Source organism: Flavicella sp., from assembly GCF_029238425.1.
Lineage (GTDB): Bacteria > Bacteroidota > Bacteroidia > Flavobacteriales > Flavobacteriaceae > Flavicella.
In genome coordinates this window covers 1-18,100 of record NZ_JAQWGB010000071.1, presented here as the reverse complement: position 1 = coordinate 18,100, position 18,100 = coordinate 1, and the positions used below count along the sequence as shown (strand labels likewise).

The window sequence follows — 18,100 nt, the reverse complement described above, 5'->3', positions numbered from 1 at the left end:
GTTGCATTTATAAATGAATAATTTATAATTATTCTTTTATAGCATTCACTACTAATTGTTGAATATTGGTTCTAACATCCTCTTCCCCTAACTTGTTATTTTCCATAGTTGGAAAAGTTCTATTGGAAAGAAAAACATATAGCAATCCTGTATCAGGATCTGCCCAAGCATAGGTGCCCGTAAATCCACTATGGCCAAAACTTCGATCCGATACACAACCACATGTATTCTTTACTTCTGGATTTAATTGAGGTTTATCAAACCCTACTCCTCTCCTTACAGAATCTGGAACATAGTATCTCGTATTGAATTTTTCCATTGTTTTTGTTTGGAAATATCGATGTCCTCCATAATATCCTTTTTGTAAAAATAATTGCATCATTTTTGCAACATCATTGGCATTGGCAAATAACCCTGCATTTCCTGAGACTCCCCCCATCATGGCTGCTCCCATATCATGAACTGTTCCCTGTAACTTTTGATGTCTAAAATAGCTATCTATTTCTGAAGGAATAATTCTGTCTTTCTCAAATTCGTCAATCGCATTAAATCGCAAGGTTTCTGCCCCCAAAGGACCATAAAATTCATGAGTCAAAACTTCATCCATTCCGATACCTAATTGTTCTTCCATATATTTCTTGAAAATATAAAATGCCAAACCACTGTATTTGTAGCCTGGTTTCTCTCTCTGCTCTACCGTTTTTATAGTTGTGTAAATACTATCTTTAAAATCTGTTCTTAAAAACAAATTCTCTGCAACTTTTATAGAAAAATCACCATTAGGACTGGTACTGTAATATTTTGGCAAAGGTTGGTGAGTTACACTATCCAAAGTTTCTAGGTAAAATGGAATCCATGCTTTCAACCTTGCCGTATGAGAAAACATTTCCTTCACTGTCAAAGTATCTTTATTCGTTCCTTCAAATTCAGGTAGTATTTTATCCAACCTATCTTCCAGATCAAACATTCCATCTTCTTCTCCTTTCATAATTAAAGGCACTCCTCCTAATATTTTAGTCAAGGATGCCAAATCATAAATATCTGAATTGATTACGGGTTTATTTTTTTCATAAGTATGATAACCATAGCTTTTTTGATATACCACTTTCCCATATCTAGCCACCAATATTTGCGCACCGGGAGTCATTTTTTCCTCAATAGCATATTGAATCAAACTATCTACTTTGGAGAAAGCTTTACCATTCATGCCCACCGATTCAGGCTTTCCGTAAGTCAATCTCATTAAGTTGGTCGACTTTAACCCTGCTCCTTCTTGAAACACATCTCCAATAGAAACTGGTAATTTTCCGCGAGTTTCCATCGCTCCAAAAATCATTTGGGCCACTATCTCTTGCGCATAGCTACTATTTTGATAGCCTACAAGAACAGATTCTATATTCGAAAAAGACTTCACATCTAACAAGGCATATGGACTAGCAAAAACATTTAAAAAAACTTCATTCTGTGCTGCTATCTTCTCCAAAACATCCAACTCACTCTGCTTGAATTTAAAACTCTTCCATGGATTGTTATTGGACTTATGATACCCAACAATAACTTTAGAGTACTTTTTTAATTTATTTAGATATTCACCGTTTTCATCTGGTTGAACTTCTGTAATATTTTTATAATTCTGAAGCATTCCTAAAAAAACATCACTAGGAGCATCACCTAATTTCACATAGGCAATTTTAGTGCTCTCTAAGTCTTTTATTGGAAAAACCCCATTTTGGTTTTTCAACAACGTAATAGAACTCTCTACCAATTTAGCATGCAACAAAGAATCTTGAACAGTATTTAAATCTTGGTTTAGGTCTTCAAGAGCCACAGGTTTGTATTCGTTTAAACCTGCCCAATACTTTGCCTTTAAAATCTTCTCTACCGAAAACTCAAGTCTTTCCATTGAAATTTGACCTGTATTTAAAGCTCTTTTAATTTTCTTCACAGCGGCTCCAACATTTTCCGGAATCAACAACATGTCATTTCCTGCCATAAATGCAGCCAAATCAATATCTCCAGGTTTTGCATAATTAGCAGCCCCTTTCATATTCAAAGCGTCAGTAAATATCAAACCATTAAATCCCATTTTTTCTTTTAGTAAATTGGTAATTACTTTATAAGAAATTGAGGTTGGCACCTCAGGATTTGGTTCTAAGACAGGTACACTTAAATGTGCTACCATAACACTTGATAAACCTGTATCAAAAATTTTACTGTAGGGATATAATTCTACCGACTCTAATCGATTGATATCAAACAATAACTGAGGCAAAGTTTTATGAGAATCTGAGGCTGTGTCCCCATGACCAGGAAAATGTTTGGCATTCGCCAAAACCCCTTCGCCTTGCATACCTTTGATAAAAGCCGAAGCTTTTTCTGTTACGTTGTATTTATTTTCACCAAAAGAACGGTTTCCAATAATAGGATTTTCTGGATTTGTATTGATATCAACAACCGGTGCAAAATTTATATGAATCCCTAGACGTTTACAGTGCACTCCCAATCGAGCGCCAAACTCTTCTATCAAAACATCTTTTTGAACTGCTCCCAAAGTCATATTCCAAGGATAACGAAATGTTTTTTTCAATCGCATATCCAATCCCCACTCACCATCAAACCCAATTAGCAACGGGATTTTAGATTTTTTTTGATATCTATTATTTAACGCTGCTTGTTTCTCGGGCGTCCCCTGCATAAAAATCAATCCACCAATATGATATTTTTTTATTTCAGATTCAATAAACTTCCTGTGGTTGGTATCTTTATTAGAATAGGCCTGAATCATAAATAATTGCCCAATCTTTTCGTCCAAAGACATGCTATTCATTTTTTCTTCAACCCACAAACGTTGTGCGTCAGAATCTTTTGTCAATAATGGATCTAGTTGTTGTGCATAGCTCAACAAAAACCCACATAAATAAAAAAATATAAATTTCAGCTTCATAAAATTCAAACAAATATTTTAAGGTAATTAATTTAAAAATCTTTGATGCCAGCTATCCTTTGCCGGAACTTCCCATTGATTCGATATTTCACCTTTTGTTTGAACCATATTGTTAAATACAATTGTATCTGGGGTGATTTTATTTTGTTTTGCGAACTCCTGAAAATCGGACAAACTAACAATATTTATATTGTCCCCATCCTTAAATGAAATATTCAACTTATTCATTAAATCAACAGACAATTGGCTTTCAATATTTTTCACAAAACGAACAGAAGAATCAATTGAACAACCAGAGGCGTTTGCAAAAGATTCATCTATTGCCAATACCAAAAATTGATTGTGAATAACGGTGTAACTCCCTTTCAACTGATCGCCATGACGTGTCCAATTTGTAATAAACTCTTCCGCTTCTTTCTGAATGATAGGCAACTCTTCTACTTTAAATTTTCTATCTGATTGATAGACCCAAACCCTTGCAGAGTCCGGTAATGTATTATAATCAACAAACATATTTTTTATCTTTTTGTATTCAAACTTCTTAATTTAATCTGTGTCAAAACTTTCTTAGTGTACAAAGGAAAGTCGGCATTCTGAATCCAAGCATAATAACCAGGGTTTTCTTCAAAAACATCAGTTACTTTTCTTCCTTTATACTTCCCAAAAGAAAATGTTTCATTGTCCTCTTCATCAAACATTAAAAACCCAGCAAAATCCGCTCTTTTTTGATGTGATGAATATTCACTCAAACTTTTAACATCCGTTCCAATATCTTCATATTTCTCGATCTGAGCTAAAAGTATTTCATAAGTAGCCAAAGTATCTGCTTCTGCAGAATGTGCATTCTCTAACTCTTTATCGCAATAAAATTTATAGCCCGCACTTAAAGTTCTTTGTTCTTTTTTATGGAAAATTACTTGTACGTCAATCGCTACTCGATTATTCATATCAAAATCTATTCCAACCCTAAGCATTTCTTCTGCTAATAATGGAATATCAAATCTATTTGAATTGAAGCCCGCTAAATCACAGCCCTTAATCAAAGTTTCAATATCTTTCGCTAACTGTTTGAAAGTAGGTTCATTTGCCACTTTCTCATCAGTGATTCCGTGAATTTCAGAGGTAACTTTTGGGATTTTCATTTCAGGATTCACCAACCAAGTTTTACTTTCTTTGGTTCCGTTTGGAAAAACTTTTAAAATAGATATTTCAACGATCCTATCTTTTGCTATGTTAATCCCTGTAGTCTCTAAATCAAAAAAGACAATCGGTTTTTTTAAATCTAATCCCATTCTTTATTTTTTATAAGCTGTAAAGATACTTTATTATCAATAATTGCTCTAACATATAACTTTGATTTTGATAAAAAAACACTACGCTCCATAAGCTTGATTATTAATGAAATTTTAATTTGCCATGACATAGTTTTCTAATATCTTTGCTGTCTTAAAATAAAATTCATGATTAATATAACTTTACCTGATGGAAGCGTAAGAGAATACGCTAAAAATAGTACAGCTATGGATGTTGCGATGAGCATCAGTCATGGTTTGGCTAGAAATGTGATTTCTGCAAGTTTTAATGGAGAAACCGTTGAAACCAAAACCCCATTGACCACCGACGGTAATTTAACATTGTTTACGTTTGATCAACCCGAAGGTAAAAAAGCTTTTTGGCACTCTTCTGCCCATGTATTGGCACAGGCCATTCAAAAACTATACCCTGGTGTAAAACTAACAATCGGTCCGGCTATTGAAAATGGATTTTATTATGATATCGATTTTGGAGATCATAAAGTTTCTGAGAACGATTTTCCTAAAATTGAAAAGAAATTTATTGAACTTGCTCGTGGCAAGCGTGAATTTTCACTTCGTGAAGTTTCTAAAGCTGATGCACTAGCTAAATACAAAGAGGAAGAAAACCCGTTTAAAGTTGAATTAATTGAGAATTTAACGGACGGAGAAATTACTTTCTGCGACCATGACGACTTTACTGATTTATGTCGTGGTGGACATATTCCTAATACAGGAATCATCAAAGCAGTGAAGGTAATGAGTGCTGCCGGTGCTTATTGGAGAGGTGATGAGAAAAACCCTCAATTAACACGTATTTATGGAATATCATTCCCTAAAGCTAAAATGCTTACCGAGTATTTAGAAGTATTAGAATTAGCAAAACAACGTGACCATAGAAAACTTGGGAAAGAATTAGAATTATTTACTTTTTCTCAAAAAGTAGGTCAAGGATTGCCATTATGGTTGCCAAAAGGAGCTGCTTTGAGACAAAGATTGGAAGATTTTTTAAAGAAGGCTTTGAAAAAGGGAGGTTACGAAATGGTTGTTACACCACATATTGGACAAAAAGACCTGTATGTTACTTCCGGACACTATGAAAAATATGGAGAAGATAGCTTTCAACCTATCAAGACTCCAAAAATGGACGAGGAGTTTTTGTTAAAGCCGATGAACTGTCCACACCACTGCGAAATATATAATTTCAAACCTTTCTCTTATAAAGATTTACCGAAGCGTTATGCAGAATTCGGTACGGTATACCGTTATGAGCAATCAGGTGAACTACATGGGATGACTCGTGTACGTTCCTTTACGCAAGATGATGCGCATATTTTCTGTACACCAGATCAACTTAAAGATGAATTTAAAGCAACTATAGACCTTGTACTTTATGTTTTTAATTCGTTAGGATTTGACGATTTTACAGCTCAAATATCTCTACGTGATCCAGAAAATCCAGATAAATATATTGGAAAGGACGAAAATTGGGATAAAGCTGAAGCTGCCATCATTGAAGCTGCTAATGAAAAAGGCCTTGATACTATTGTTGAAACGGGTGAAGCAGCGTTCTACGGTCCTAAATTGGACTTTATGGTAAAAGACGCTTTGGGAAGAAGCTGGCAATTAGGTACTATTCAAGTAGATTATAACTTACCTGAACGTTTTGACCTTACCTACAAAGGAGCTGATAATGAAGATCATAGACCTATCATGATTCATAGAGCACCTTTTGGTTCTATGGAACGATTTATCGCAGTTTTACTAGAACACACGGGAGGAAACTTCCCTCTTTGGTTGATGCCAGAGCAAGTTATGATTCTGCCAATCAGTGATAAATATCAAAAATATGCGAAAAAGGTTTCAGAACTGCTAGAAAATTCCGAAATTCGCGCCCTAATTGATTCTCGAAGTGAAAAAACGGGAAGAAAGATTAGAGATGCAGAAATCAGTAAGGTGCCTTATATGATTATTGTTGGAGAAAAGGAAGAAAATGAAGGGACAGTTTCTGTAAGAAAACATGGTGAAGGTGATTTAGGATCTTTTGCAATGAACGATTTTATAGAATTGATACAAAAAGAAATAGATAGTACATTAGTACAATTTTAATTAACCCCTGAGAAATCAGGCTAAAATTATAAAGTTATAGCAATACGTAGAAACAGATCTCCTAGAAAACCATGGAGAGTTCAAAACGAAGACCAACACAGAATCAACAGCCGTATTAGAGATGTTGAAGAAGTTCGTTTGGTAGGTGAAAACATCGAAGTTGGTGTTTACCCAATTAGAAAGGCATTAGATCTTGCTCGTGAGCAAGAATTAGATTTGGTGGAAATTTCGCCAAAAGCAGTTCCTCCTGTTTGTAAAATTATTGATTATAAGAAATTCTTGTACGAACAAAAAAAGAGAGAAAAAGCTTTAAAATCTAAAGCAACTAAAGTAATTGTTAAGGAAATTAGATTTGGTCCTCAGACAGATGAACATGATTACGAGTTTAAAAAGAAACACGCGATTAAATTCCTTAAAGAAGGAGCTAAATTAAAAACGTTTGTATTCTTTAAAGGACGTTCAATCATCTTTAAAGACCAAGGTCAAATTTTACTTTTAAGACTTGCTCAAGAATTAGAGGAGTATGGTAAAGTAGAACAAATGCCAAGATTAGAAGGAAAGAGAATGATTATGTTTATTGCTCCTAAAAAGAAGTAAACACTATCAAATAATATATATAAGTAAGAATATATAAAACTAAGGAGATATGCCTAAGATGAAAACTAAATCTAGTGCTAAGAAGAGATTCAAGGTAACTGGAACTGGAAAATTAAAAAGAAAGCATGCTTTTAAGAGTCACATTTTGACAAAAAAATCTAAAAAGCGTAAATTAAAGTTAACTCATGATGGTTTGGTACACAAATCTGACGAAGCTAACATTAAACAACAATTGAACTTAAAATAATATTTTAAGTCAATAGGTAATTATTATTAACCTTGGAGTGGGCTAATTTAAGAGCAACTTGTTGCCGCCTTACTACAAAAAAACATTGAAATTATGCCAAGATCAGTAAATTCAGTAGCCTCAAGAAAAAGAAGAAAAAAAATCTTGAAGGCAGCAAAAGGTTACTTCGGACGTCGTAAAAACGTTTATACAGTAGCAAAGAATGCGGTAGAAAAAGCGATGAGCTATGCTTACCGTGACCGTAAAAATAACAAAAGAAATTTCCGTTCATTGTGGATCCAACGTATCAACGCTGGAGCTCGTCAACACGGAATGTCTTACTCTCAGTTTATGGGGAAAGTTAAAGCTAACAACATCGACTTAAACCGTAAGGTTTTAGCTGATTTAGCTATGAACAACCCAGAAGCTTTTAAGGCTATCGTTGATAAAGTAAAATAAATTATTTAATCTCTTACTTATATAGAAAAACCTCAAACTCACGTTTGAGGTTTTTTAGTTTTAGAAAACAGCCACATATCTTTTATATAAAATACAGCATTGCGTTTATCATTTTTTTTAAGATCAAATTTCCTATCTAAACCTCTATCAATACAATTTTCCGAGAACACTCTCGGAAAAAAATAACGTTCCCGAAAACGCTACCGAGAATATATGCTCAAAAATATTGATGTCTTTCTTTACTACAAATTAGTTTTACCACTAAACAAGTATTAACTAAAACATCAATTATGAAGAAAACAATTACTTTATTTATTGCTGTACTGGTATCAAGTATAGCTTTTGCACAACCAACTGTAGATTTCACAGATGTTGGTACTGGACTAGGATTTAACACTACTTCTGCAACGTCACCTTATACCGTACAGGTAGCAGATAACACATCCTATAGCGGTGATGTAATTATTCCTTCCACTGTAATGAATGGAGGAATTACCTATGCGGTAACTGCTATTGGAGAAAAAGCTTTTGCCGAAAATGCAAATTCTGGAATCGTAACTATACCCGGTTCAGTGAAAACTATAGGTTTGAGGGCATTTATTAGAAATCTAGGTATGGACCAGCTAAACCTATCAGAAGGGCTAGAATCAATTGGTGAACTAGCATTTTTCAATTTACCTCTTGCGATTACAACATTAGATTTACCGTCAACTGTTAATTCAATTGATAGCAGAGCTTTTGACCAATCAAAATTTACTTCTGTAATTTCTAGAAACCCTTCCCTACCAACTACTCATTCAAGCGCCTTTAATAACTTGGCGTCAGATGGTTCGATCACTTTAATCATACCAATTGGCTCTAAGTCAGCTTACAATGTTGCACCTTGGTCTACAAAATTCATAAACCCTCCAACAGAAAACGCAACATTAAGTATTGATGCCTTTAATTCTGTTTCCAATTTAGTTTATTCATCAAACCCTGTATCAAATTCAATCGAGATAAAAACTAAAGGGGCTTATTCAATCGTGAATATATCTGGTCAACAAGTTCTTTCAGGGACTTTCGACGGTATTATAAACGTTGAAGAACTTAGCAATGGTATTTACATACTTCAAATTAAAGAAGGTATCTACAAGTTTATAAAGAACTAATCACCTGATTTCATTTATTATAAAAAAAAGCCTCAAACTTTCGTTTAAGGCTTTCTACTTTATTAGAATTTAGATACTTTCAAAAGTATTAATTTCCTTTAGCATAATCTTCTAAGAATTTTGCCAATCCACTATCTGTCAATGGGTGTTTTAACAACCCTTCGATAGCACTTAAAGGACCTGTCATAACATCTGCTCCAATTTTAGCACAATTCATAATATGCATAGTATGTCTTACTGAAGCTGCGAGTATCTGCGTTTTAAAACCGTAGTTATCATAGATTAGACGAATCTCTTCTATCAATCCCATTCCGTCTGTTGAAATATCATCCAAACGTCCAATAAAAGGCGATACATATGTAGCACCGGCTTTAGCAGCTAATAATGCTTGCCCTGCAGAAAACACCAAAGTAACATTTGTTCTGATCCCTTTGGAAGAAAAATATTTACAAGCCTTTACACCGTCCTTAATCATAGGCAGTTTCACAACAATTTGAGGATTCAAAGCAGCCAATGCTTCGCCTTCTTTCACCATACCATCAAAATCCGTTGCAATTACTTCTGCAGAGACATCTCCTTCAACGGCATTACATATATCCAAATAATGCTGTAACTGATTCTCCTGTCCAGTAATTCCTTCCTTAGCCATTAGAGATGGATTTGTAGTTACTCCATCCAAAACTCCAAGAGCTTCAGCTTCTTTAATTTGTTCTAAATTAGCTGTATCTATAAAAAATTTCATATTTCAATCTGTATTAATTAATACTGTCATCAAATTTAGTACAAATCAAAATAAAACTTGGTAAGAAAACGAAAATTTAATAATTATTTGGCTCTGTGATAAAGAAATCAACTGTACCTTAAAAGGAAAATATAAGGCATAAAAAATGGCAAGCTACCTACATCACACTGCTACAACCATGTACCCTTGCTGCGTTCCCGCCCTGGGGGATTCCAAAGGAGCTAGTTGTGTAGGACTTGCCGCTGCAAAAATACATTCAATTTTCATTTTCTGCAACGTTTTACCAAGAAAAAATGCAGGTTTTTCACAACTCTCAGATTTAAAGATGATTAAGAAAATATTAAATTTTAATCAATCTTCTTACCTCCTTAAAAAACCGGAATTCATGAATGGAATCCTTATATTTGCTTTTCAAAATTTTTTTCAATTTGAGGTATTTCGTAGAACTTTCATATTTAGGTAAAAATTACCACGGTTGGCAAGTTCAACCTAATGCTGTTACTGTACAGGAAAAGATTAATTCTGCCTTTTCTCTTATCTTAAGAACTCCTATTCAAGTGATGGGTGCAGGACGAACTGATACAGGAGTACACGCTTCACAAATGTTTTTCCATCTCGACTCGGATTCGGCTCTTAGCAATGAAACTCACCTGTATAAATTAAACTCTGTACTTCCAGATGATATAGCTATTTATAATATTTTTCAAGTAAAGGATGATGCTCATACAAGATTCAGTGCACTCCAAAGAAGTTATGAATATAAAATATATTTAGGAAGAGATCCTTTCCTATTAGATACCACATGGCAATTTTTTAAAAGTGAATTGAATATAGACAACATGAATAAGGCTGCAGCAATTTTAAAAAATTATACAAATTTTAAATGCTTCTCAAAATCTAAAACAAATGTACAAACTTACAATTGCATAATTACCAATGCTGTGTGGGTTTTACAAGATAAGTCGCTTACTTTCCATATAACTGCTGATAGATTTCTTAGAAATATGGTGAGAGCAATTGTTGGAACACTTGTTGCTATTGGTCAAGGAAAAAATACCGTAGAGGACCTCTCAAAAATAATTGAGAGTGAAAACAGATCAAAAGCGGGTACTAGTGCCCCTGCTCAAGGTTTATCATTAACAAAAATAACGTACCCTGAAGACATCAAACATGGATAAAAACAAAAAAAATAACGTTTTTGATTTTAAGATATTTTATCGTCTTATGAGCTTTGCTAAAAAATATCGAATGCATTTCGTCGTTTCCTGTATCACCGCGATCTCTTTAGCTCTTATTGCAGCTCTTAGACCCTATTTGATTATTGAAACCGTAGACAGTTATATCAAAGGTAAGGATCCAGAAGGCTTATTGACATTTGCCATGTTGATTCTTATCGTTCTAATTACTGAGGTTCTGTTGCACCTTACTTTTATATACATCGCAAACTGGTTAGGGCAGCATATCATCAAAGACATTCGAGTAAAATTATTTGAGCATGTTCTTAAATTTAAAATGTCATATTTCGATAAGTCTTCTGTCGGACAAATGGTTACAAGAGTCGTTTCGGATGTAGAAACCATTGCCCAATTTTTTGGACAAGGTTTGTTCATGATCATTAGTGATCTTCTAAAAATGGTAGTGATAGCTACTTTTATGCTTTATAAAAACTATCAATTAGCGTTGATTTCTTTTGCCGTACTTCCTGTTATTGTCTATGCAACTAAGGTTTTTCAAGCTGCTATTAAGGTTGCTTTTCAACAAGTTAGAACGCAAGTAGCCAATCTAAATGGCTTTGTGCAAGAGCGCGTTACAGGAATGCAAATTGTACAACTTTTCAGTCGAGAAAAAATTGAATATGATAAATTCAAAGAAATAAACGAAGCACACAAAAAGGCACATGTAAAAACAGTTTGGTACTTTTCAATCTTTTTTCCAATTGCTGAAATTCTTTCATCAGTTGCGGTTGGTTTGTTAGTTTGGTATGGTGGATTAAATCTAGCTCTTGATGGTAGTGTAACTTTGGGTGAAATTATGGGATTCATCATGATGGTAGAAATGCTATACAGACCTTTAAGACAAATTGCCGATAAGTTTACAACACTTCAAATGGGAATGGTTGCGGGTAATCGCGTATTTGAAATCATGGACACTCAAGAATCTGTTTCAAAAGAAGGAAAAATTGAAATCGAGAAATTAGATGGAAAAATTGAATTTAAAAATGTTCGATTTAGTTATGTCAAAGGTGAAGAAGTTCTCAAAGGAATCTCTATGACTGTGGAGGCTGGTGATACTGTTGCTATTGTAGGAGCAACTGGAGCTGGAAAATCTACGATTATTAACTTGTTAAATAGGTTTTATGAAATTGATTCTGGAGATATTTGTATAGACTCCATTAACATCAACGATTTCAAACTTAAAAGCCTTAGAGATCATGTCGCTATTGTATTACAAGATGTTTTTTTGTTCTCCGACTCTATCCTTAACAATATCACTTTAGAAAATAAAGAAATCTCTTTAAAACAAGTAGTTGATGCTGCTAAACAAATTGGTATCAATGATTTCATTGAAAGCTTGCCGAATGGTTATGAATTTAATGTAAAAGAAAGAGGGAGCATGCTGTCCTCTGGTCAACGTCAATTGATTTCATTTCTACGTGCTTATGTAAGTAATCCTTCTGTATTGATTTTAGATGAAGCCACTTCTTCTGTGGATTCCTACTCAGAAAAAATGATACAATATGCTACGGATAAAATAACGAAAGACAGAACCTCTATTATCATAGCCCACAGATTGGCCACTATTCAAAAAGCAGATAAAATAATTGTAATGGATAAGGGAAATATTGTTGAAATAGGTTCCCACAAAGAATTACTTAAAAATATCGATGGCTATTATAGGAATTTATTTGAAAAACAATTTAGCGATACTAGCGAAGAAGTTGCTTCAAATTAATCTAAGTGTAGTTTGATTTTATCTATTAAATCCTCCTTAGATTCAAATAGTTCAAACTCTCCATCTTTGATAAGTGAAATTTTTCCTGTTTCCTCTGAAACAGCAATACAGATACAATCTGTTCTTTCCGTTATTCCTATTGCAGCTCTGTGACGTAAACCAAATCTACTAGGAATACTTTTATCAGACAAAGGCAAAACAACTCTTGTAGCCACTACAAAATTTTCATTAATAATAGTAGCACCATCATGCAATGGACTATTTTTATAGAAAATACTTTCTAATAAAGGAACATTAATTTCAGCATTCATATAATCTCCTCTTTCCTTTACAAAATCGAGACTATTATTCCTTTCGATGACTATTAAAGCCCCAGTTTTAGATTTAGACATTTTGTTACAAGCGGAAACGATCGCCTCCACATCTACTTCAGAGCTTATTTCGGTTTTCAAAAATTTAAGCTGATTGATAAAACTTCTTTTTGATCCAATATTAGCAGAACCTAACATCAATAAAAATTTTCTCAGTTCTGGATGAAAAATTATAAGCATTGCGATGGCACCACCTCCGACCAAAACCTCTAAAATACTACTAAGCATTTCCATTTTTAAGGCTTGTGTAACCTTATAAATAAGAAAAACCATGGTAATACCTATAAAAATATTAATCGCAACGGTCCCCTTTAATAGTTTGTATACATAATATAAAAGAACACCGACAAGGGTGATGTCTAAAAAATCTAGAAAAGTAAAATCAATAAAATCCAATAAGTAGCTTTTTTGTAAAAATACTAATTAATAATGACTCCCATAAGACCTGAGCCTGTCGTAATTTTTATTGCTTCAAATCTTCAGATATTTCACACACTGGAATCGGATTCATTTTATGTTGGTTGTTATTGTTCAATTTGGAATAAATAACATACACCTCTTTTTCTCTACCTTCTAAATCATCTAAGGACACACCATCCTCTTGTTGTTTCATCGCGACTTCCAATTCATCGTAAGAAGCTCCTAATTGATCCTCGTCCGTTCTACTATCTCCAAACAATCCATCTGTTGGAGCCGCATTTTGAATAGCACCTGGAACTTCTAAATAAGCACCTAATGCGAACACTTCAGACTTTACTAAATCCGCAATCGGACTTACGTCTACTCCTCCATCACCATATTTTGTATAAAATCCAACACCAAAATCCTCAACTTTATTTCCTGTTCCCGCTACTAATGATGCATTTATTCCAGCAATATAGTATAACGATGTCATTCTTAATCGTGCGCGTGTATTTGCCAAAGTCAAATCTTTTAAAGCACCATCTTCTGTTTTTGGCATCGCTTTTTGAAATACCTCAAAGGATTCTGTAAGATCGGTTTTAACACTAGAAACATTATCAAATTTGCTTTTTAGATTTTTTATATGTTCTTCAGCACGTGAAACCTGACTTGGATCTTGATGAATAGGCATTTCAACACAAACCAACGGCAATCCAGTTTTGGCACATAACGTAGAGGTTACAGCAGAATCAATTCCTCCAGAAACTCCAACAACAAAACCTTTTACACCTGCGTTATTAGCATAATCCTTTAACCAATTTATAATATGATTTGCAACATTTTCAGAATTCATAGTATCTCTATTTTTAGTATTTTTGATAGCACAAAAGTAAACAATATTATAGAGAGAAAACCCTGATATTTGGCAGTTTTGCTTCTCTTTTATCTCTTTATATCAAATACCATGTTAAAATACATTCTTTTTACACTAGTGATAATCGTATCACTATCTGGTTGTCAAAAAAATAATACCCTTGAAAATGAAATCTCTAAAACAAAAGTTTCATTTCAATTCATTGAATTTCATAAGGAATTTTTCAATGCGTCCAGTTCTAATCTACATGATTTAAAAAATAAATATCCCTATTTATTTCCTTCTTCCGTTAAAGATAGTATTTGGTTGCAAAAAATCACAAAGTCCGATGAACAAATACTATATCAGTTCGTGGATAGCGTATTTCCTAATCTTATAGAACAAAAAAAAGAAATTACCGATTTATACAAACACGTAAAATATTATAAGCCAAGTTTCAAAGCTCCCAAAACGATTACTTTAATCAACAACATCGATTATGAGAATTCTATTATATATGCTGATAGTTTAGCTTTTATTTCCCTTGATATGTATTTAGGACAAACTTGCGAAGTTTACAACTCATTCCCTTCTTATCTTTCAAGAAACTTCTCTAAAGAAAGAATTACGGTGGACTTAGCGGATAAAATTACTGACCAACAATTCAACATTCCTAGAAACCGAAGTTTTTTAGAATCTATGATCTATTTTGGAAAAAGACTTTATTTCAAAAGCATTTTATTACCAAAAAAGGAGTTTTATCTAATTCAAGGGGTTTCCAAAGACAAACAAAAATGGGCAGAAGAAAATGAATCTCAGGTTTGGAAATATTTTATATCAAACGAATTACTTTTCAGCACCGATAAAAGCTTAAACAAAAGATTTATTGACAAAGCTCCTTTTTCAAAATTCTATTTTGAATCGGACAAAGAAACTCCAGGAAGTATTGGAACCTATATAGGCTATAAAATAGTATTGAGTTTTATAAAGAATAATGATGTCCATTTAAATGACTTGCTAACCTTAGATGCGCAAACAATACTTTCTAAATCAAAATACAAACCCTTAAAATAAAAAACAGCTAGGGACAACCAGATTAAACTTGTTTTCTGTTTTTACCTAACTAATCCTAAATTGGTTAATTTTTTCTAACCAAATTTTGGTTTAGGATTACATTTAACGGACTCTTCAATAATCATAATTTGTTTTTAATCTAGGATCTACTTTGAATAACTCCCTACAAAAACCCTCAAACTAAAAAAGCCCTATCTAATAGACAGGGCTTGTATTTATGTTCTAACGTAAAAAATTATTTCACATCAATTTCCACTCTATTATTCTTATAATTTTCTTCCTTAATGTCGGTGTCATATTTAGGCTCCGTACCTCCTAAACCAACGACATCCAATCTAGAACTATCTATACCTCTCACTTTTGTCAAGTGTTTCTTTATAGCGAAACTTCTTCTTTTAGAAAGATCTAAATTGTACTTTAAATTCGGTTTATTATTGGTATGAACTTCTATTCTAATTTCTGCATCAGGATAATTGCTTAAAATCGTTCCGATCTTATCCAAGATACTAATATTGTGTTGTTTCAAAACATGTCCTTCCGAACGTGAGAAATGCATTTGGCTAGCTAATAACTTCAATTCACTCTCTACACTTCCTAACATTGCAGGGTTGCCTGGAACTTCCTGAGTTCCATCTGCATCTTTCAATGCCCTCGCAGTTAAAGTTCCCCCTGTAGAAGATAAATTATTTTTAGTTTCTCCGTTATCCTCTGGACAACCATTCTTTTCCTTTGATCCTTTGGCAAATGGGCAATAATCTATGTAGTCTGGAATTCCATCCATATCTGAATCTACAGAAACTCCATCTCCATACACTCTTGACTCTTTAGGAGTATTAGGTTCTTTATCATAAATATCAGGAACACCATCTCCATCAGAATCCATTCCTCCACCAACTACACCTGTTGAGACACCACTTCCATCACTACGTTTTAAAACGGTTCCCTGTGGATATGCCAATTTACCTTCCTCTGAATCAGGGTCAATAAAATTAATTTCAACACGTCTATTTTTCTGTCTTCCATCCTCAGTTTCATTTGTAGCTATAGGTCGAGTTTCACCATACCCTCTTGAAGATAACCTATTGGAAGCGACACCTTCATTTGTAAGATAATTATAAACAGATTTTGAACGTTTTTTTGACAATTCTAAATTATAATTATCATTACCCCTGCTATCCGTATGGCCTTCAATCTTAAAACGAGAATCAGGATAATCCCTCATTACATAAGCAATTTCATTCAATGGTTGATAAGACTCTACTTTCAATTGATCACTCGATGATTTAAAATAAATACTTTTTGACAAAAGATTTATTTTGTCCATAATATCAGATTTCTCATCCTCATCAAATTCCACCACTGGTTCAGATACCACTTCTTCAACCATCGGTTCATTATATACTATCGGTGCTTGTAGAGGGCAACCATTATTGTCCTTAGGTCCTTGCAACAATGGACAATTGTCTTCATAATCTTTAATTCCATCTTTATCTGAATCTATCGCGACTCCATTTCCATAGACTTCTGCATTTACTGGTGTGTTTTTTTCTTTATCGAGTTCATCTTGAACACCATCTTTATCCGTATCAACTAATTCAAAAGGCTCAATCTCCTCATCTTGCACCCATATCGCATATTTTTCTTTTTTACCAAACTTGTATACTACACCAATATTAGCAGTAAAAAATGATTCATAAGTTTGCTTCTGAGATATTGCAGCATCCAAATGATCCTCATTACTAAGATTTAACACCCCTCTACCTTCTATATCAAATTTATCATTCAAACGATATTTAACACCAATACCCGCATTCAAATATAAAGAACCAGCATTTCTTTTAAAATCACGATTCTGGTTTGTACCAAAATCAGTATCATTTATCGTTCCATCGTCACTCACTTTATTCGGACTATAGGGATGTTGATCATCATGGATAAGAGGATCATAGTCTTCTTCCGATCGATCAAAATCTTTAATAATCAATCTTGGATTATACTTTTGATATCCCAAGCCAATATAACCAGACCAATTCCATTTGTTACTATTCCTCTTCCACAAATTGTCTAAATCAACAATTAAACTAGTTTCAAATCCAAAAGTAGTACCATCCACTTTAATAATTCGGTCACCATAATTTTCAGCATATAATATCCTGTAATAGGCAGACTCAGAGAGTCCTCCAGAACTCGATAAAGTCTGTACTTCTCCACCCAACTGCGATATGATTAATTTAGCTTCGACACCTAAAACCGGATTAAACATTTTATCAACATATATGTAACCACCAATATTAAAATAAGCATCACCACTTTTAGTATCAAACGAACGTAAATCACCATGAAGATTAAGCACACTAAATCCAGCACCTACCGCCCAAGTATTGTATTCCTCTTTAAATTTGTTGCTTTTTTCAGCTTGACTAAAAGTTATAGTAGTTGTAAGAAGCATAACTGCTCCTACAACTTTTTTAAAAAAGTCAGACATTCTCTATATTAGGTTAATTAATTATCGATACTAAAAAAGCATCTGGACAAAAATAAAATTATTCTTGAAAGAAACTCACTAAAATGTTTATTTTTTAAGTACAGTTACGAAATGTATCTTAAATATTAACATACTTTTATAACGATCATTATCTTTGTTTATTGTTTTGATAAAATAGTAGCTCCATTATTTTAGCTTTTTCATTTAGTTTTTAAACTGCACGACAAACAGTAAACTTAAAGCAAAAAAAACCTCAATCACATACATGATTGAGGTTTTAAAATACTGAACTTGATTCAGTATCAAAAAAAGGCGGTGACATACTCTCCCACCGGTTAGGCAGTACCATCTGCGCTGATAGGTTTAACTTCTCTGTTCGGAATGGGAAGAGGTGAGCCCTATCGCAATAACCACCTTAAGGGGTTTAGTCTTGAGTTTTTAGT

At 33.6% G+C, this 18,100-nt stretch carries 15 protein-coding genes, 1 rRNA gene and 1 other RNA gene; 8 read left to right on the top strand and 9 right to left on the bottom strand.

Translation table 11 applies throughout. The features are described from left to right. Positions 1-28: 28 nt before the first annotated feature. Genes P8H68_RS04920 through P8H68_RS04910 form a run of 3 tightly spaced genes read right to left on the bottom strand, consistent with a single transcriptional unit; the run spans position 29 to position 4,236 of the window. Entirely contained in the window at positions 29-2,944 is a 2,916-nt protein-coding gene (locus tag P8H68_RS04920; RefSeq protein ID WP_300322267.1) for a glycoside hydrolase family 3 N-terminal domain-containing protein, read from the bottom strand. A gap of 27 nt (positions 2,945-2,971) precedes the next feature. Further along, complete coding sequence (locus tag P8H68_RS04915) at positions 2,972-3,457, bottom strand: ABC transporter ATPase (RefSeq protein ID WP_300322266.1); 486 nt, start codon at positions 3,455-3,457, stop codon at positions 2,972-2,974. A 5-nt stretch (positions 3,458-3,462) separates the two neighbouring features. Continuing rightward, the gene (locus P8H68_RS04910) at positions 3,463-4,236 is read right to left on the bottom strand and encodes a 3'-5' exonuclease (RefSeq protein ID WP_300322265.1); all 774 of its coding nucleotides are present in this window, start codon (positions 4,234-4,236) and stop codon (positions 3,463-3,465) included. 168 nt (positions 4,237-4,404) lie between these two features. Between P8H68_RS04910 and thrS the strand changes: the two genes are divergently transcribed. The 5 genes from thrS (at position 4,405) to P8H68_RS04885 (ending at position 8,778) form a co-directional block, all read left to right on the top strand. Continuing rightward, on the top strand, positions 4,405-6,345 hold the full coding sequence (gene thrS / locus P8H68_RS04905; protein ID WP_300322264.1) for a threonine--tRNA ligase: 1,941 nt from the start codon (positions 4,405-4,407) through the stop codon (positions 6,343-6,345). A gap of 42 nt (positions 6,346-6,387) precedes the next feature. Next, complete coding sequence (gene infC / locus P8H68_RS04900; protein ID WP_300322268.1) at positions 6,388-6,942, top strand: translation initiation factor IF-3; 555 nt, start codon at positions 6,388-6,390, stop codon at positions 6,940-6,942. 49 nt (positions 6,943-6,991) lie between these two features. Beyond that, entirely contained in the window at positions 6,992-7,189 is a 198-nt protein-coding gene (gene rpmI, locus P8H68_RS04895; protein ID WP_249983077.1) for a 50S ribosomal protein L35, read from the top strand. A 93-nt stretch (positions 7,190-7,282) separates the two neighbouring features. Further along, a complete protein-coding gene (gene rplT / locus P8H68_RS04890) occupies positions 7,283-7,627 on the top strand; it encodes a 50S ribosomal protein L20 (RefSeq protein WP_152286330.1) in 345 nt (114 codons plus the stop codon). 290 nt (positions 7,628-7,917) lie between these two features. Further along, a complete protein-coding gene (locus P8H68_RS04885; protein WP_300322263.1) occupies positions 7,918-8,778 on the top strand; it encodes a leucine-rich repeat protein in 861 nt (286 codons plus the stop codon). Between the two features lie 88 nt (positions 8,779-8,866). Here P8H68_RS04885 and fsa read toward each other — a convergent pair whose 3' ends face one another. Continuing rightward, positions 8,867-9,520, bottom strand: a complete 654-nt coding sequence (gene fsa, locus P8H68_RS04880) for a fructose-6-phosphate aldolase (protein WP_300322262.1) — start codon at positions 9,518-9,520, stop codon at positions 8,867-8,869. Positions 9,521-9,663: 143 nt separating this feature from the next. Beyond that, positions 9,664-9,762: signal recognition particle sRNA small type (gene ffs / locus P8H68_RS04875), an RNA gene on the bottom strand. Positions 9,763-9,948: 186 nt separating this feature from the next. On the opposite strand from ffs, the gene truA reads away from it, so the two are divergent. Both truA and P8H68_RS04865 read left to right on the top strand, forming a co-directional pair. Next, complete coding sequence (gene truA / locus P8H68_RS04870) at positions 9,949-10,698, top strand: tRNA pseudouridine(38-40) synthase TruA (RefSeq protein WP_300322261.1); 750 nt, start codon at positions 9,949-9,951, stop codon at positions 10,696-10,698. Then, on the top strand, positions 10,691-12,472 hold the full coding sequence (locus P8H68_RS04865; protein WP_300322260.1) for an ABC transporter ATP-binding protein: 1,782 nt from the start codon (positions 10,691-10,693) through the stop codon (positions 12,470-12,472). Before truA ends, P8H68_RS04865 begins: the two co-directional genes overlap by 8 nt. On the opposite strand, the gene cdaA is transcribed toward P8H68_RS04865, so the two are convergent. Next, positions 12,469-13,239: a diadenylate cyclase CdaA gene (gene cdaA, locus P8H68_RS04860; RefSeq protein ID WP_300322259.1), complete on the bottom strand. Its 771-nt coding sequence runs from the start codon at positions 13,237-13,239 to the stop codon at positions 12,469-12,471. The two genes, P8H68_RS04865 and cdaA, sit on opposite strands and share 4 nt — an antisense overlap. Positions 13,240-13,306: 67 nt before the next feature. Continuing rightward, entirely contained in the window at positions 13,307-14,098 is a 792-nt protein-coding gene (gene nadE / locus P8H68_RS04855; RefSeq protein ID WP_300322258.1) for an NAD(+) synthase, read from the bottom strand. Positions 14,099-14,209: 111 nt separating this feature from the next. On the opposite strand from nadE, the gene P8H68_RS04850 reads away from it, so the two are divergent. Beyond that, positions 14,210-15,172, top strand: a complete 963-nt coding sequence (locus P8H68_RS04850; protein ID WP_300322257.1) for a gliding motility lipoprotein GldB — start codon at positions 14,210-14,212, stop codon at positions 15,170-15,172. Between the two features lie 235 nt (positions 15,173-15,407). Here the strand turns inward: P8H68_RS04850 and P8H68_RS04845 are convergent, their stop codons facing one another. After that, positions 15,408-17,657: an OmpA family protein gene (locus P8H68_RS04845; RefSeq protein WP_300322256.1), complete on the bottom strand. Its 2,250-nt coding sequence runs from the start codon at positions 17,655-17,657 to the stop codon at positions 15,408-15,410. Between the two features lie 307 nt (positions 17,658-17,964). Further along, positions 17,965-18,075: ribosomal RNA gene (gene rrf / locus P8H68_RS04840) — 5S ribosomal RNA — on the bottom strand. Between the last annotated feature and the right edge of the window lie 25 nt (positions 18,076-18,100).